General features: G+C 71.0%; 17 protein-coding genes. 3 read left to right on the top strand and 14 right to left on the bottom strand.

Features of this window, described 5'->3' with window-relative positions:
• Positions 1–56 precede the first annotated feature (56 nt).
• Positions 57–1,487, bottom strand: coding sequence for a UDP-N-acetylglucosamine 1-carboxyvinyltransferase (gene murA, locus AB0H28_RS17015; protein WP_358040375.1), 1,431 nt, complete (start codon positions 1,485–1,487; stop codon positions 57–59).
• On the opposite strand from murA, the gene AB0H28_RS17010 reads away from it, so the two are divergent.
• A complete protein-coding gene (locus AB0H28_RS17010) occupies positions 1,486–2,058 on the top strand; it encodes a cob(I)yrinic acid a,c-diamide adenosyltransferase (protein ID WP_358040372.1) in 573 nt (190 codons plus the stop codon). The genes murA and AB0H28_RS17010 overlap by 2 nt on opposite strands.
• A complete protein-coding gene (locus AB0H28_RS17005) occupies positions 2,055–2,453 on the top strand; it encodes a VOC family protein (RefSeq protein WP_358040850.1) in 399 nt (132 codons plus the stop codon). Before AB0H28_RS17010 ends, AB0H28_RS17005 begins: the two co-directional genes overlap by 4 nt.
• Before the next feature lie 357 nt (positions 2,454–2,810).
• Here AB0H28_RS17005 and AB0H28_RS17000 read toward each other — a convergent pair whose 3' ends face one another.
• From AB0H28_RS17000 to AB0H28_RS16940, 13 genes are all read right to left on the bottom strand, one after another.
• Positions 2,811–3,266 (bottom strand): DUF2550 domain-containing protein, encoded by a 456-nt coding sequence (locus tag AB0H28_RS17000; protein WP_358040369.1) that lies wholly within the window; start codon positions 3,264–3,266, stop codon positions 2,811–2,813.
• Positions 3,267–3,278: 12 nt separating this feature from the next.
• Complete coding sequence (locus AB0H28_RS16995; protein WP_358040366.1) at positions 3,279–3,557, bottom strand: F0F1 ATP synthase subunit epsilon; 279 nt, start codon at positions 3,555–3,557, stop codon at positions 3,279–3,281.
• A gap of 107 nt (positions 3,558–3,664) precedes the next feature.
• Positions 3,665–4,807, bottom strand: a complete 1,143-nt coding sequence (locus AB0H28_RS16990) for an LCP family protein (RefSeq protein ID WP_358040363.1) — start codon at positions 4,805–4,807, stop codon at positions 3,665–3,667.
• 214 nt (positions 4,808–5,021) lie between these two features.
• Positions 5,022–6,467 carry a F0F1 ATP synthase subunit beta gene (gene atpD, locus AB0H28_RS16985; RefSeq protein WP_358040360.1) on the bottom strand — a complete coding sequence of 482 codons (1,446 nt, stop codon included), beginning with the start codon at positions 6,465–6,467 and terminating at the stop codon, positions 5,022–5,024.
• Positions 6,467–7,396: a F0F1 ATP synthase subunit gamma gene (locus AB0H28_RS16980; RefSeq protein ID WP_358040357.1), complete on the bottom strand. Its 930-nt coding sequence runs from the start codon at positions 7,394–7,396 to the stop codon at positions 6,467–6,469. The genes atpD and AB0H28_RS16980 overlap by 1 nt, the downstream gene beginning before the upstream one ends.
• Before the next feature lie 4 nt (positions 7,397–7,400).
• Positions 7,401–9,053 (bottom strand): F0F1 ATP synthase subunit alpha, encoded by a 1,653-nt coding sequence (atpA, locus tag AB0H28_RS16975; RefSeq protein ID WP_358040354.1) that lies wholly within the window; start codon positions 9,051–9,053, stop codon positions 7,401–7,403.
• 85 nt (positions 9,054–9,138) lie between these two features.
• The gene (locus AB0H28_RS16970; RefSeq protein WP_358040351.1) at positions 9,139–9,960 is read right to left on the bottom strand and encodes a F0F1 ATP synthase subunit delta; all 822 of its coding nucleotides are present in this window, start codon (positions 9,958–9,960) and stop codon (positions 9,139–9,141) included.
• On the bottom strand, positions 9,960–10,499 hold the full coding sequence (locus tag AB0H28_RS16965) for a F0F1 ATP synthase subunit B (RefSeq protein WP_358040348.1): 540 nt from the start codon (positions 10,497–10,499) through the stop codon (positions 9,960–9,962). Before AB0H28_RS16965 ends, AB0H28_RS16970 begins: the two co-directional genes overlap by 1 nt.
• 29 nt (positions 10,500–10,528) lie before the next feature.
• Positions 10,529–10,756, bottom strand: coding sequence for a F0F1 ATP synthase subunit C (locus AB0H28_RS16960; protein WP_091318740.1), 228 nt, complete (start codon positions 10,754–10,756; stop codon positions 10,529–10,531).
• Positions 10,757–10,824: 68 nt separating this feature from the next.
• Positions 10,825–11,622, bottom strand: a complete 798-nt coding sequence (atpB, locus tag AB0H28_RS16955) for a F0F1 ATP synthase subunit A (RefSeq protein WP_358040345.1) — start codon at positions 11,620–11,622, stop codon at positions 10,825–10,827.
• A gap of 11 nt (positions 11,623–11,633) precedes the next feature.
• Positions 11,634–11,870: an AtpZ/AtpI family protein gene (locus AB0H28_RS16950; protein ID WP_181570036.1), complete on the bottom strand. Its 237-nt coding sequence runs from the start codon at positions 11,868–11,870 to the stop codon at positions 11,634–11,636.
• A 174-nt stretch (positions 11,871–12,044) separates the two neighbouring features.
• Positions 12,045–12,476 (bottom strand): hypothetical protein, encoded by a 432-nt coding sequence (locus AB0H28_RS16945; RefSeq protein WP_358040342.1) that lies wholly within the window; start codon positions 12,474–12,476, stop codon positions 12,045–12,047.
• Complete coding sequence (locus AB0H28_RS16940) at positions 12,469–12,603, bottom strand: hypothetical protein (protein WP_358040339.1); 135 nt, start codon at positions 12,601–12,603, stop codon at positions 12,469–12,471. Before AB0H28_RS16940 ends, AB0H28_RS16945 begins: the two co-directional genes overlap by 8 nt.
• Positions 12,604–12,638: 35 nt before the next feature.
• Between AB0H28_RS16940 and AB0H28_RS16935 the strand changes: the two genes are divergently transcribed.
• Positions 12,639–14,105 carry an SDR family oxidoreductase gene (locus AB0H28_RS16935; protein WP_358040337.1) on the top strand — a complete coding sequence of 489 codons (1,467 nt, stop codon included), beginning with the start codon at positions 12,639–12,641 and terminating at the stop codon, positions 14,103–14,105.
• The last annotated feature ends 115 nt before the right edge of the window (positions 14,106–14,220 follow it).

Genomic DNA, 14,220 nt, shown 5'->3' with positions numbered 1-14,220 from the left:
CCTCGCCCGTTTCTCGACTGTCCCGGAGAACATTACTTAACGAGGGGTAAGGGCCGTCAGATGGCCAGGTCCGGTTCCTCCGGCGCGGTGCCGCGCTCCACCTCGACGCCGAGCGCCCGCAGGTCCGCCACGAAGTCCGGATAGCCCCGGTCGACGTGGTGCACGTGCGAGACCTCGGTCACCCCGTCGGCGCAGAGCCCGGCGATGATCAGGCCGGCGCCGGCCCGGATGTCGGTGGCGCGCACCGGGGCGCCGGAAAGCCGCTCCCGGCCGCAGACCAGGGCGTGGTGGCCGTCGGTGCGGATCTCCGCGCCGAGCCGCATCATCTCGTTGGCGAACATGAACCGGCCGTCGAAGATGTTCTCCGTGATCAGCGAGCCGCCGTCGCTGACCGCGGCCAGCCCGATCGCCATCGGCAGCAGGTCGGTGGCGAAGCCCGGGTAGGGCAGCGTGACCACGTCGACGGCCGCCGGCCGGTCGTCCATCCGTACCCGGAAGGCGTCGCCGCGGGTCTCCACCAGGCCGCCGGCCGAGACCAGCTTGTCCAGCGCGACCTCCAGGTAGGCCGGGTCGAGCCCGGTCACGGTGACGTCGCCCCGGGTCATCGCCGCGGCGAACGCCCACGTGCCGGCGACGATCCGGTCGCCCACCGTGGCGTGCCGGACCGGGCGCAGGTCGGGTACGCCGACGATGTGCAGCGTCGACGTGCCGGCGCCGGAGATCCGCGCGCCCATCCCGCTCAGCATGGTGCAGATGTCGACGATCTCCGGCTCCCGGGCCGCGTTGTCGATCGTCGTGGCGCCCCGGGCCAGCACCGCCGCCATCACCAGGTTCTCGGTCGCGCCGACACTCGGGAAGTCCAGCACGATGTCCGCGCCGTGTAGGCCGTCCGGCGTCTCGGCGATGACGAAGCCGTGCTCGCCGGAGATCTCCGCGCCCATCCGGGCCAGCCCGGCGATGTGCATGTCCAGGCCGCGCGAGCCGATGGCGTCGCCGCCCGGGTGGGCCACCCGCACGTGACCGCGGCGGGCCAGCAGCGGCCCGAGCACGCAGATCGACGCCCGCAGCCGGCGAACCAGGTCGTAGTCGGCCTCCGCGCCGGGCCGGTCCGGCACGTCGATGACGACCGAACGGGACCGCTCCCGGCCGCCCCCGGCCACCATCGGGTCGACCGGGTCGTCGGGGCCGAAGCGTACGCCGCAACCGAGCCGCCGCAGGACCTCGCCCATGATCGCGATGTCGGTGATCCGCGGCACATTGGTGATCACGCTGCGGCCGGGCGCGAGCAGCGCGGCGGCCATCAGCTTCAACGCCGAGTTCTTCGCGCCCACCACGTGCACGGTGCCGGCCAACCGGGCGTTCCCGCTCACCCGGATGACGTCGACGTCGCTGAGCGCCGGGTCGCCGGCGTCACCCGGCCCCACCGCGGTCGGCCGGTCCGGCCGCACCGGGACGGTCAGGTCCGGTATCCGTAGGCTGTGCGTCATGGCCGTCCACCTCACGCGCATCTACACCAAGGCCGGCGACGCCGGCATGACCAGGCTGAGCAACAACGAGCAGGTGCCGAAGACCGATCCGCGGATCACCGCGTACGCGGACGTGGACGAGTGCAACGCCTCGATCGGTGTCGCGCTCGCCCTCGGGCAACTCCCGGACGAACTGCGAAGCGTGCTGGAATCCGTGCAGAACGACATGTTCGACGTCGGCGCGGACCTCGCGACGCCGGTGGAGCCGGACCCGGCGTACCCGCCGCTGCGGGTCACCGAGGAGTACGTCGAGCGCCTCGAAGGTTGGTGCGACGAGTACAACGCGCGCCTGAGCAAGCTCGACTCCTTCATCCTCCCCGGCGGCACCGCGGGCGCGGCACTGCTGCACGTGGCACGGACGACCGCCCGGCGCGCCGAGCGTGCGGCATGGGCGCTGGTCACCCACGACCCCGACCGGACCAGCACCCTCCCGGCGAAGTATCTCAACCGGCTCTCCGACCTGCTGTTCATCCTGTCAAGAACGGCCAATCCGGGCGGCGATGTGCTATGGGTGCCGGGCGGTAAGCGCTGACCGTCGGCGGCCTGCACCACGTGGAGGTGTGGGTACCCGACCTGGCGGCGGCCAGACGTGCCTGGGGCTGGCTTCTCGGCGAGCTGGGCTGGACGCCCTACCAGGACTGGCCGGCCGGCGCCTCCTGGCGGTACGGGCCCACCTACCTGGTGCTGGAGGAGTCCCCGGCGCTCACCGGCCGGACCCACGACCGGTGCGCGCCGGGCCTCAACCACCTGGCCTTCCACGCCGGCCCGCCGGCCGCCGTGGACCGCCTGGTCGCCGCCGCCGCCGAGCACGGGTGGGCGCTGCTGTTCCCGGACCGGCACCCGCACGCGGGCGGCCCGGACAGCTACGCCGCCTACCTCACCGACAACCAGGGGTACGAGGTCGAGCTGGTCGCCGACACCGGCTGACCGACGACGCCGGTCGACCGGCCGGTGTCAGCACCGGTCGACCGCGCCCCGCCGGACGGGCGCGGTCCGGCCCGCGCCGGGTCGTCGGCGGCCAGTCCGGCGGCGGACCACCGGCCGCGAGGCGACCAGCACCGTGCCGGGTAGCCAGACCCCCACCACGTTCCACCCACCGCCCGTCGAGCACCCGAGTGGAACACCATGGGTGTCACGGGGCCGCCCAGACACCCACCGCGTTCCACTCGCGGCCGTTCGTCGGGGCGGGTGGAACACCATGGGTGCCTCCCGCCCACGCGGGAGCCCACAGCCCACCGCAACACCCGCCGGCCCGCACCGCGGCGGTGGTCGGGCGGCCGAGTGTCAGGCGGCGGGCCAGTCCTGGGAGGCCATACGCGGCGAGACCGCCCCCGGAGGGGCGGCCTCGATCCAGGAGAGAAAACCGGTGACCGTGGATCGCGCCATGGCGATCTCGACCGGAGCGTGGTGACTGGTACAGCGCAGGATCACCCAGTCGGCCGGCATGGAGAGGCGCTCCTGCCCCTCCGGGAGCCGGCGCCGCTCCACCGCCAGCCCCTTGCGGGAGAGCACCCGCTTCGGGCGCAACGCGAAGCTGAACATGCGATACCAGCGGAGCTGGTCGCCAACGAATCGGCCGAAGCCGGGCGACCAGCCGCGGCCGTCGAGCATGGTGGTCACCCGGACGCTCAGCCGGATGATGCCGCCGCTACGGGTGAACAGGGCCCGCCGGATGAAGAGGATCAGGAGCGCGACGACGACGACCGCGACGCCGATTCCGATCCCTTCCACGATCTCCATCGGCGGGTCGGCTCAGCGGGCCGGGGTGGCCAGGGTGGCGCTCTCGGCCAGGACGGTCACGCCCTCACCGGTCACCGACAGGAAGCCGCCGGCGACGTCGTAGGCGACCTGCTGGCCGCCGGCCTGCTTGATGCGGACCTGGCTGGGCTCCGCGAGCTGGCCGAGCAACGGCGCGTGCCCCGGCAGCACACCGAGCTCACCCTCGGTCGTGCGGGCGACGACCATCTCGGCCTCACCGGTCCAGACCTTCTCCTCGACGGCTACGAGCTCGACGTGAAGCTGCTGTGCCACGCTGTCTCCTTGCTGCGGCGGCGGATTGCCAAAGTCTAGTCGCGCGCTCGTCGCCCACCCAACGCGGGTGGTGAGAGCCGGACCACGATGCCCCGCACCCGCCCAGGCTACTTGCTCTTCTGCTTGAAGTCGGGGTGCTCCAGCAGGAACGCGTCCAACTGCTCGTCGCGCAGCGCGGCGAAGAAGTCGTCGGCCGGGTCGAGCAGTTGCTCGCCCCGGTAGGAGCTGCCGCTGCCGATCGGGGCGCCCGGGAGCTTGATCGTCTCGATCGCGTCGGGGCGGATGTCCTTCAGCGCGATCCCGAAGTCGAGGACGCTGTTGCCCCGGCCGTTGAAGATCAGTGACTGCCCGGCCGCGCGCAGCACCCGGTCCAGCTTGATCGGGTTGGCCACGACGTCGGCGCTGAACGCCTGGCTCGCCATCGCCTTGATGAACTGCTGCTGGTGCCGCTGCCGGCCGTAGTCCGCGTCCGGCACGCCGTTCTTCGGGTAGCGCTGCCGCACGTAGTCGAGCGCCTGCCAGCCGTTGAGGTGGGCGTTGCCCTTCTCGTAGCGCGCCTGCGGGCCGAGGTAGCCCCCGCCGCCCGGGCGGAGCTGCCGGGGGGTGCCGTCCGGCTGGAGATGCTCGGACTTCACGTCGCGCTCGATGTACATGTCGACGCCGCCCATGGCGTCGACGATCTTCTTGAACCCGCTGAAGTTGATGATCGCGCCGGCGTCGAACCGCTTGATGCCGGTGACCCCCTGGACCGTCCTGGCGAGCAGCTCGAAGCCCTGCGCGGCGCTCGGATCCTTGCCGGGCACGTTGCTGCCGTGCGACATGGCGGCGTTGATCCGCTCGTTGCCGCCGGAGTATTCGGCCTTCGGGAAGGCCGGGATGTCCACCCGCAGGTCGCGCGGGAGTGAGAAGAGGTAGCCCCGGTCCATGCTGGCCGGCACGTGCAGAATCATGATCGAGTCGGAGAGCGGCCGGGTCCTCGGGTTACGGGGGTCGATGCCGACGAGCAGGATGTTGAGCGGGCCCTTGATGTCGCTCTTCTTCTCGGTGGCCCCGGCGGCCTGGTCGCCGAAGAGGTCACCCTTGCCGACCGCGCCCTCGTAGCGGGCCACCAACGCCTGGTAGCCCACCAGCACCGAGCCGCTCAGCACCACCATGACGATGCCGAGGATCGTGCAGACGCGGGCCCACCGGGGCACGCCACGCCACATGGACCGCTTGCCGCGCCCCGTGCCGCCCTTACCCACGAGCATCTCCAATCGTCGCGCCCTTGACGTGGAGACGGGCGCGGGGGTCCGTTTCGTTGCAGAGATCAACGACCGTGACGCGAATCCGTGTCACGAACGGTACCGCGCGCTTCCGCGAACCGCTTGCCGGCCAACCGGGCATCTGGTAATCGCCGGCCCGGAACAGGCGAAGGCCGCCCCGACATCCGTCGGGGCGGCCTTCGTGGGTGTGAGCGGGCTCTCAGCCCTCCTCGCCCATCAGCTCCTTGGCCTTGGCCTTGAGGTCCTCCAGGCCACCGCACATGAAGAACGCCTGCTCCGGGAAGTGGTCAAACTCCCCCTCGCTGATCCGGCGGAAGGCGTCGATGGTCTCCTCGATCGGGACCGTCGAACCGGGGACGCCGGTGAACTGCTCGGCCGCGTAGGTGTTCTGCGAGAGGAACCGCTCGATCCGGCGGGCGCGGCCGACGGTGAGCTTGTCCTCCTCGGAGAGCTCCTCGATGCCCAGGATGGCGATGATGTCCTGCAGGTCCTTGTAGCGCTGCAGGATCCGCTTCACCTCGGTGGCGACGGCGAAGTGCTCCTCGCCGACGAACTCCGGCGCGAGGATCCGGGACGAGGACGCCAGCGGGTCCACCGCCGGGTAGATGCCCTTGTCGGAGATCGACCGCTCCAGGTTGGTGGTCGCGTCGAGGTGGGCGAACGTGGTGGCCGGCGCCGGGTCGGTGTAGTCGTCGGCGGGCACGTAGATCGCCTGCATCGAGGTGATGGCCTGGCCCCGGACGGAGGTGATCCGCTCCTGGAGCTCGCCCATCTCGTCGGCCAGGGTCGGCTGGTAACCCACCGCGCTCGGCATGCGGCCGAGCAGCGTGGAGACCTCGGAACCGGCCTGGGTGAAGCGGAAGATGTTGTCGATGAAGAGCAGCACCTCCTGCTTCTTCACGTCGCGGAAGTATTCCGCCATGGTGAGCGCGGAGAGCGCGACCCGCAGCCGGGTGCCCGGCGGCTCGTCCATCTGGCCGTAGACCAGCGCGGTCTTGTCGATGACGCCGGACTCGGTCATCTCGGCGATCAGGTCGTTGCCCTCGCGGGTGCGCTCACCCACGCCGGCGAAGACCGAGGTGCCACCGAAGTTCCGGGCCACCCGGGTGATCATCTCCTGGATGAGCACCGTCTTGCCCACGCCCGCGCCGCCGAACAGGCCGATCTTGCCGCCCTTGACGTACGGGGCGAGCAGGTCGATGACCTTGATGCCGGTCTCCAGCATCTCGGTCTTCGGCTCCAGGTCCGCGAAGGCCGGAGCCTTGCGGTGGATGCCCCAGTGGTCGTCGGCGTTGATGGTCTCGCCCTCGGTGAGGTTGAGGCACTCGCCGATCGCGTTGAACACGTGGCCCTTGACCGCGTCGCCGACCGGCACGCTGATCGGCGCGCCGGTGTCCCGCACGTCGGCACCGCGGACCAGACCGTCGGTCGGCTGCATCGAGATGGCGCGGACCAGGTTGTCACCCAGGTGCTGGGCGACCTCCAGGGTCAGCGTCTTCTCGCCGCCGGAGAGCGTCACGTCGACGTGCAGGGCGTTGAACAGCTCCGGCATCGCGTCGCGCGGGAACTCGGCGTCGACGACCGGGCCGATGACCCGGACCACGCGACCCGTGGCCGTCTTGGTCTCAACTGCGGTAACAGTCATCACACTTCACTTCCCGACGCGGCAAGCGCGTTCGCGCCGCCGACGATCTCACTGATCTCCTGGGTGATCCCGGCCTGACGGGCCGAGTTCATCTCGCGCGTGTACTTCTCGATCATCTCTTCGGCGTTGTCGGTGGCGCTCTTCATCGCCCGCCGCCGGGCGGCCGACTCGCTCGCCGCCGACTCCAGCAACGCCGCGTAGATCCGCGTGTTGATGTACTTCGGCAGCAGCGCGTCGAGCAGCGACTCCGGCTCCGGCTCGAACTCGTACGCCGGCAGCAGACCCTCCGAGCGGGGCCGCTCCTCGACCTGCATCGGGCCGACGATCCGGGTCACCGGGTTCTGCGTCATCAGGGACTTGAACTCGGTGTAGACGATGTGCAGCTCGTCGACTCCGAGGATCCCGTCCGCGCCCGCGTCACCGTCGGTGTCGTCCGCGCCGGCGGTGAACGCCTTGATCAGCGTGTCACCGACCTCGCGGGCGTCGTCGAACGACGGCTGCTCGGAGAAGCCGGTCCAGCTCGCGGCGATCTCCCGGTTCCGGAACCGGTAGAACGCCACGCCCTTGCGGCCGATGACGTAGAGCACCGGCTCCTTGCCGTCGGCGCGGAGCCGGGCGATCAGCGACTCGGCGGTCCGGATCGCGTTCGAGCTGTACCCGCCGGCCAGACCACGGTCGGCCGTGACCAGCAGGACGCCCGCCCGCCGCACCCGCTCCCGCGGGGTGAGCAGCGGGTGGTCGATCCGCGCGTTCGAGGCCAGCGCCGTCAGCACGCCGGTGATCGCCTCGGCGTACGGCAGCGACGCCGCCACCTTGGCCTGGGCCTTGGCGATGCGGCTCGTCGCGACGAGCTCCATCGCCTTGGTGATCTTCTTCATCCCCTTGGCGGAGCGGATCCGCTGCCGGAGAACGCGTACCTGGGCGGCCATCGGATCAGCTCTCGGCCGGGCGGTCGGTGCTGCCGTCGCGGAAGCGGGTCACCGTCTCGCGGGTCTGCTCGCCCTCCAGCGGCTCGGCCGGCGCGTCGTTGACCCGGACCTCGTCCTCCTTGCCCAGGAAGACCTGCTTGAACTCGGAGATGGCCGAGTCCAGCGAGGCGATGATGTCGTCACCCCACTTGTTGTCCGCGATCGACGCCAGCACGCCCTCGTGCTTGTGCCGGAGGTATTGCAGGAACTCCGACTCGAAGCGGCGGATCTCGCCGACCGGGACGTCGTCCAGCTTGCCCTCGGTGCCGGCCCAGACGGAGACGACCTGCTCCTGCACCGGGTAGGGCGAGTAGTTCGGCTGCTTGAGCAGCTCGACCAGGCGCGAACCGCGGTTGAGCTGGGCCTGCGAGGCCTTGTCCAGGTCGGAGGCGAAGGCGGCGAACGCCTCCAGCTCGCGGAACTGGGCCAGGTTCAGCCGCAGCGAGCCGGCGACCTTCTTCATCGGCTTGACCTGCGCGGCGCCACCGACCCGGGAGACCGAGGTGCCGACGTTGATGGCCGGCCGGACACCCTGGTTGAACAGGTCGGTCTCGAGGAAGATCTGACCGTCGGTGATCGAGATGACGTTGGTCGGGATGAACGCCGAGATGTCGTTCGCCTTGGTCTCGATGATCGGCAGACCGGTCATCGACCCGCCGCCCAGCTCGTCGGAGAGCTTGGCGCAGCGCTCCAGCAGGCGGGAGTGCAGGTAGAAGACGTCACCGGGGTACGCCTCGCGGCCCGGCGGGCGGCGCAGCAGCAGGGACACGGCCCGGTACGCCTCGGCCTGCTTGCTGAGGTCGTCGAAGACGATCAGGACGTGCTTGCCGCCGTACATCCAGTGCTGCCCGATGGACGAGCCGGTGTAGGGCGCGAGGTACTTGAAGCCGGCCGGGTCCGACGCCGGGGAGGCGACGATGGTGGTGTATTCCATCGCGCCCGCCTCCTCCAGGATGCCCTTGATCGAGGCGATGGTGGAGGCCTTCTGACCGATCGCGACGTAGATGCAGCGGACCTGCTTCTTCGGGTCGCCGGAACGCCAGTTGTCGCGCTGGTTGAGGATGGTGTCCAGGGCGACGGTGGTCTTGCCCGTCTTCCGGTCCCCGATGATCAGCTGGCGCTGGCCACGGCCGATCGGGGTCATCGCGTCGACGGCCTTGATGCCGGTCTGCAGCGGCTCGTCCACGGACTGCCGGGCCATCACGTTCGGGGCCTGCAGTTCCAGCTCGCGGTAGCCCTCGTTGGCGATCTCGCCGATGCCGTCGATCGGCTCGCCGAGCGCGTTGACCACGCGGCCGAGGAAGGCGTCACCGACCGGCACGGAGAGCACCCGGCCGGTGCGCTTGACGCGCTGACCCTCCTCGATCCCGCCGAAGTCACCGAGGACGACGACACCGATCTCCCGCACGTCGAGGTTCAGCGCCACGCCGAGCGTGCCGTCCTCGAACTCCAGGAGCTCGTTGGTCATGGTCGAGGGGAGACCCTCGACGTGGGCGATGCCGTCGCCGGCGTCGGCGACGGTGCCGACCTCCTCGCGGGAGACGTCGGCCGTGTAGGAGGAGACGTAGCGCTCCAGGGCGCCGCGGATCTCCTCCGTCGAGATGGTCAGCTCGGCCATCCTCTGCTTCCTTAAGTTCAGGGGCCCGGGGATACCTAGTACCGACCGGTCCGATGGCGTCGAATCAGGGCTGCTAAGACGCTGGTCAGCGCTTCGCGAGCGCGTTGCGGGTCTCGTTGAGGCGGCGCAGGACGGTGCCGTCGTACAGGTCGGAGCCGACCCGCACGCGCACCCCGCCGAGCACGTCGGGGTCGACCGTCTGCTTGACGGACACCTCCCGACCGTACATCTCGGTGAGGCGGGCACCGAGGCGTCGCTCCTCCTCCTCGGTCAGCGGAGCCGCCACGGTCACGTACGCGACCTGACGGTCCCGCCGGTCGGCGGCCAGCTCGACCAGCCGGGTGAGCGCCCCGACGAAGGAGCGCCCCCCGAAGCCGGCGAGCGCGGCCTCGACGAGTCGGACGGTGACCGGGCGGGCCTTGCCGTCGAGCAGTTGGCCGGCCAGGCCGGCCCGCCGCTCGGTCGGGGCCATCGGGTCGGAGAGCGCGTTGGACAGCTCGGTGGAGCCGGAGACGACCTGCCCGAAGCGGAACAGCTCGTCCTCGACCTCGCCCAGCTCGCCGGCCGAGTCGGCGCTCGCCAGCAGCGCCTCCACACCGAGGCGCTCGACGCCGTCGAGCAGCTCGGACGGGGCCGACCACCGGCCGGAGGCCAGCGCGGCGAGCAGGTCGAGCGCGTCCGCGCCGATCTTGCCGCCCAGGATCCCGGTGAGCAGCGCGGACCGGTCCGCACCCGAGCGCGCCGGGTCGGAGAGCGCCCGGCGCAGCCGCGGCTCGCGCCGCAGCAGGTCGGCGACGGAGAGGACGTCGTCGGCGGTGGCGGCCACCGCCGACGGCTCCGCGCCGCGGACGTACGCGTCGAGGCGCTCGGCCCCGGCGGCGTACGACTCCCGGCTGGCGGCCTGCATCAGCGGGCCCCCGTGCTCTCGAGACCGTTGAGGAACCGGTCGACGGTGCCCTTGCGCCGCGCCTCGTCGGCCAGCGACTCACCGACGATCTTGCTGGCCAGGTCCACCGCGATGGTGCCCATCTCGGTGCGCAGCTCGCGCACGATGGTGGCCCGCTCGGCCTGGAGCTGCTCCTTGCCGGCGGCGATGACCCGGTCGGACTCCTCGCGCGCCTTGGCGAGGATGTCCTGGCGGATGCCCTCGGCGTCGGCCCGGGCGTCGTCGCGGATCTTGGCGGCGTCAGTGCGCGCCTCGGCGAGCTGGGCCCGGTACTGCTCGAGGAGCTGGTTCGCCTCGGCCTGGGCGGCCTCGGCGCGCTTGATGCCGCCCTCGATCGCGTCGACCCGGGCCTGGAACGTCTGCTCCATGCGCGGGAAGACGAACTTCATCAGCACGAAGCAGAGGACACCGAAGGCGACCAGCCCGACCACGATCTCCTGCCAGACAGGGATGATCGGGTTGTGGGTCGTCTCACCACCCTCAGCGGCGAGGAAGAACATGGAAGACCTCCCGGTCGACAGGGGTTGGGTCAGCCGGCCCAGATGAAGCCGAACGCGATGCCCAGCAGCGCCAGGGCCTCGATGACGGCGAAGCCGATCCAGACGTACGGGAGGGTCATCCGGGACGACTCCGGCTGGCGGGCGGTCGACTGGATGTAGGCCGAGAACACCAGGCCCACGCCGATGCCCGGGCCGATGGCGGCCAGGCCGTAACCGATGGCAGCGGTGCTGCCCGTTACCTCGGCAAGGATGCTCATTGCGGTTCCTCCTGGTTATCACGCGTGACTCTCACGCGGGACGACAACGGTTGGTGCGAAAGAACGGATCAGTGCTCGTCGGCGAGCGCGCCCTGCACGTAGCTGGCGGTCAGCACCGTGAAGACGTACGCCTGCAGACAGATCACCAGGAACTCGAGGAAGGTCAGCGCGATCGTCATCACCCAGGACAGCACCGAGACCGGCGCCAGCCAGACGTTGGCGCTGAGCATGGCGAACCCGCCGAGCGTGAAGACCAGCAGGAGCATGTGGCCGGCGAACATGTTCGCGAAAAGACGGACGGCCAGCGAGAACGGCCGGACGATGAAGGTCGAGAAGAGCTCGATCGGGATCAGCAGCGGCAGGATGTACCAGGGCGCCGGCGGGACCAGCGAGTTCTTGAAGTACTTCGCGAAGCCGTGGTGCTTGATGCCGACGTAGTTGAACATCACGTAGCTGATCACGGCGAGGAAGGCCGGGAAGGCGATGTGCGAGTTCGGCGAGATCTGGAAGAACGGCAGGATCGCGAAGAAGTTGGTCAGCAGGATGAAGCAGAAGAGCGTGGTGAAGTAGGGCGCGAACCGCACCCCCGCGTGCCCGATCATGTCCACCGCGATGTTGTTGCGCACGAAGCCGTAGATGGACTCGGCGAACCACTGCTTCTTGGTGGGGACCAGCTGCGGGTTGCGGTAGCTGGCCAGGAAGAAAATGATCAAGATGCCGACGGCGACCCACACCATCGCCGTGATCTTGGTGAACCAGTACGAGTTCTCCGCACCCCAGGGCAGGATGCTGGGCAGGTAGAAGTCCCCCACGCTCGGTGGGAATTCCGCCTGGCCCTGAGCCAGGACGTTCGCCTGTCCGAACACCGCGTCCCTTCCTAAGTAGGCGTGCCCAGCCGGCGGACGACCAGGATGATGCCCCCGGCCATGCCGAGCACGACCCCGATGCCGGTGGCGACGCCGCCGGTATCGAGCCAACGGTCGACCAACCAGCCGATGAAACCCCAGACGAGCATGCCTCCGATGAGGTATGAGAGCGCGGTCCAACCCTGACCGGCACCGGACGGAACGTCGCCCGGGCCGCCAGTGTTGGGGGGTTTCTGGTCACCGGCCATGACGGGGCGAACGATATCAGTCGAGCAGAAGAGGTTGTGCCTCACCCCCCGCACAACCTGGTTGTGTGGGACACGGGCGGGCGAAGTCGTCTGGAGGCACGGTACTCCTCCCCCGCCACTGAGAGAATGACCGATCGCAGACACTGCGGCGCGTCGTCCGAAGGGTGGGACGCCTCAGCCCGCCGCCCGTCGCGCGTGGACGGTGACCAGCCACCAGACGTGCACGCCGGTCCAGACCACCACGCCGGCGGCGATGCCCAGGCAGAACGGGATCAACCCCGGCCAACCGGTCGAGGCGACGAGCACCATCACCCCGCCCAGCGCGGTGATCTTGGCAATGTAGAGGCCCAGCCCGAACGGCAGCACCAACTGCGGGTCCCGGGCGTCGGCCCAGGCCAGCACCACTGTGGTGAGCGTGTAGCTGGCCGCCGTGACGGCCACCCCGGCCGCCGCGCCGAACGCGCCGTCCGCGCCCCGCCACACCCCGCCGGCCACCGCGGCCACCGCGGCCATGACCGCCACCGCCGCCAGCAGCACCGGGAGGTGACGCAGTCGCCACCCCCGGTCCGCGACCGCCTCCGCCGCGCGCGTCCCCGGCTCAGCCACGGGGGTACGCCAGGAACGCGGCGACCAGCCCGGTCAGGTCGGCGGTCGGCCGCCCGGCGATTTCCGGACCCACGGTGCTGAGCTGCTCGAAGTCCGGCCCCCGGCAGGTGTCCCTCGCGTTCTCCACAGCGAAGGAGTCTACGGAGCCGCACACTGGAGCCCGTGAGATGCCTCGTCACCGGCGCCACCGGCTACATCGGCGGGCGCCTCGCGCCCCGGCTCCTGACCGAGGGGCACGACGTGCGCTGCCTGGCCCGCAAGGCCGGGCGGCTGCGCGACGTGCCGTGGGCCGCGAAGGCGGAGATCGTCGAGGGCGACCTGCGCCGCCCGGAAACGCTGCCGGCCGCGTTCGAGGGCGTGGACGTCGCCTACTACCTGGTCCACTCGCTGGGTCAGCGCGGCTTCGAGGCGGCCGACCGGGAGGCGGCGACGAACTTCGCCGAGGCGGCCCGCGCCGCGGGCGTACGCCGGATCGTCTACCTGGGCGGGCCGGAGCCGGCGGACCGGGATGCCCTGCCCTCGGCGCACCTGCGCTCCCGCGCGGAGGTGGCCCGGATCCTGCTCGACAGCGGCGTGCCGACCGCGGTGCTGCGGGCCGCGGTGATCATCGGCTCCGGCTCGGCCTCGTTCGAGATGCTGCGCTACCTGACCGAGCGGTTGCCGGCGATGGTCACCCCGCGCTGGGTCCGCAACCGGATCCAGCCGATCGCGGTCCGCGACGTGCTGCGCTACCTGGCCGGCTGCGCGCACCTGCCGACCGAGGTGAACCGCGGTTTCGACGTCGCCGGCCCGGACGTGCTGACGTTCGCGCAGATGATGCAGCGCTACGCCCGGGTCGCCGGGCTGCGGCCCCGGCTCATCCTGCCGGTGCGCCCGCTGACCCCGGGGCTCTCCTCGCACTGGGTCGGCCTGGTCACCCCGGTGCCGAACGCGATCGCCCGGCCGCTGGTGGAGAGCCTGATCCACGAGGCGGTGGCGCACGAGCACGACATCGCCCGATACGTGCCGGACCCGCCGGGCGGGCTGACCGGCTTCGACGAGGCGGTCGGCCTGGCGCTGGCCAAGGTGCGCGACGCCCAGGTGGAGACGCGCTGGTCGAACGCGAGCGGGCCGGACGCGCCGGCCGAGCCACTGCCGTCGGACCCGGACTGGTCCGGCGGCACCGCCTACACCGACCTGCGGGAGCAGGCGGTCGACGCGCCGCCGGCCGCGTTGTGGCGGGTCATCGAGGGCGTCGGCGGCGAGCACGGCTGGTATTCGTTCCCGCTGGCCTGGTCGGTGCGCGGCTGGCTGGACCGGCTGGTCGGCGGCGTGGGGCTGCGCCGGGGCCGCCGCGACCCGCACCGGCTCCAGATCGGCGAGGCGCTGGACTTCTGGCGGGTCGAGGAGATCGTCCCGGGCGAGCTGCTGCGGTTGCGCGCCGAGATGCGGGTCCCCGGCCGGGCCTGGCTGGAGATGCGCGCCGAGCCGGCCGACGGCGGCGGCAGCCGCTACGTCCAGCGCGCCGTCTTCCTGCCCCACGGCCTGCCCGGCCACCTCTACTGGGCCTCGGTCGCCCCGTTCCACGCCGTCGTCTTCGGCGGCATGGCCCGCAACATCGCCCGCAACGCCGCCCACCCCACCCCCTGACACCCCACCCCACCCCACCCCCACCCCCACCCCGCCCTGTTTCACGGAAAGAGTGGCCCTGGCGCCGGGAATGGCCACTCTTTCCGTGAAACAGCGGGGCGGGCGGCGGGCGGCG

The sequence above is a fragment of the Micromonospora sp. NPDC050980 genome (assembly GCF_040653835.1).
In the GTDB taxonomy this organism is placed as follows: Bacteria; Actinomycetota; Actinomycetes; order Mycobacteriales; family Micromonosporaceae; genus Micromonospora.
The sequence above is the reverse complement of the archived record's forward strand: the minus strand, read 5'-3'. Positions and strand labels throughout refer to the sequence as shown.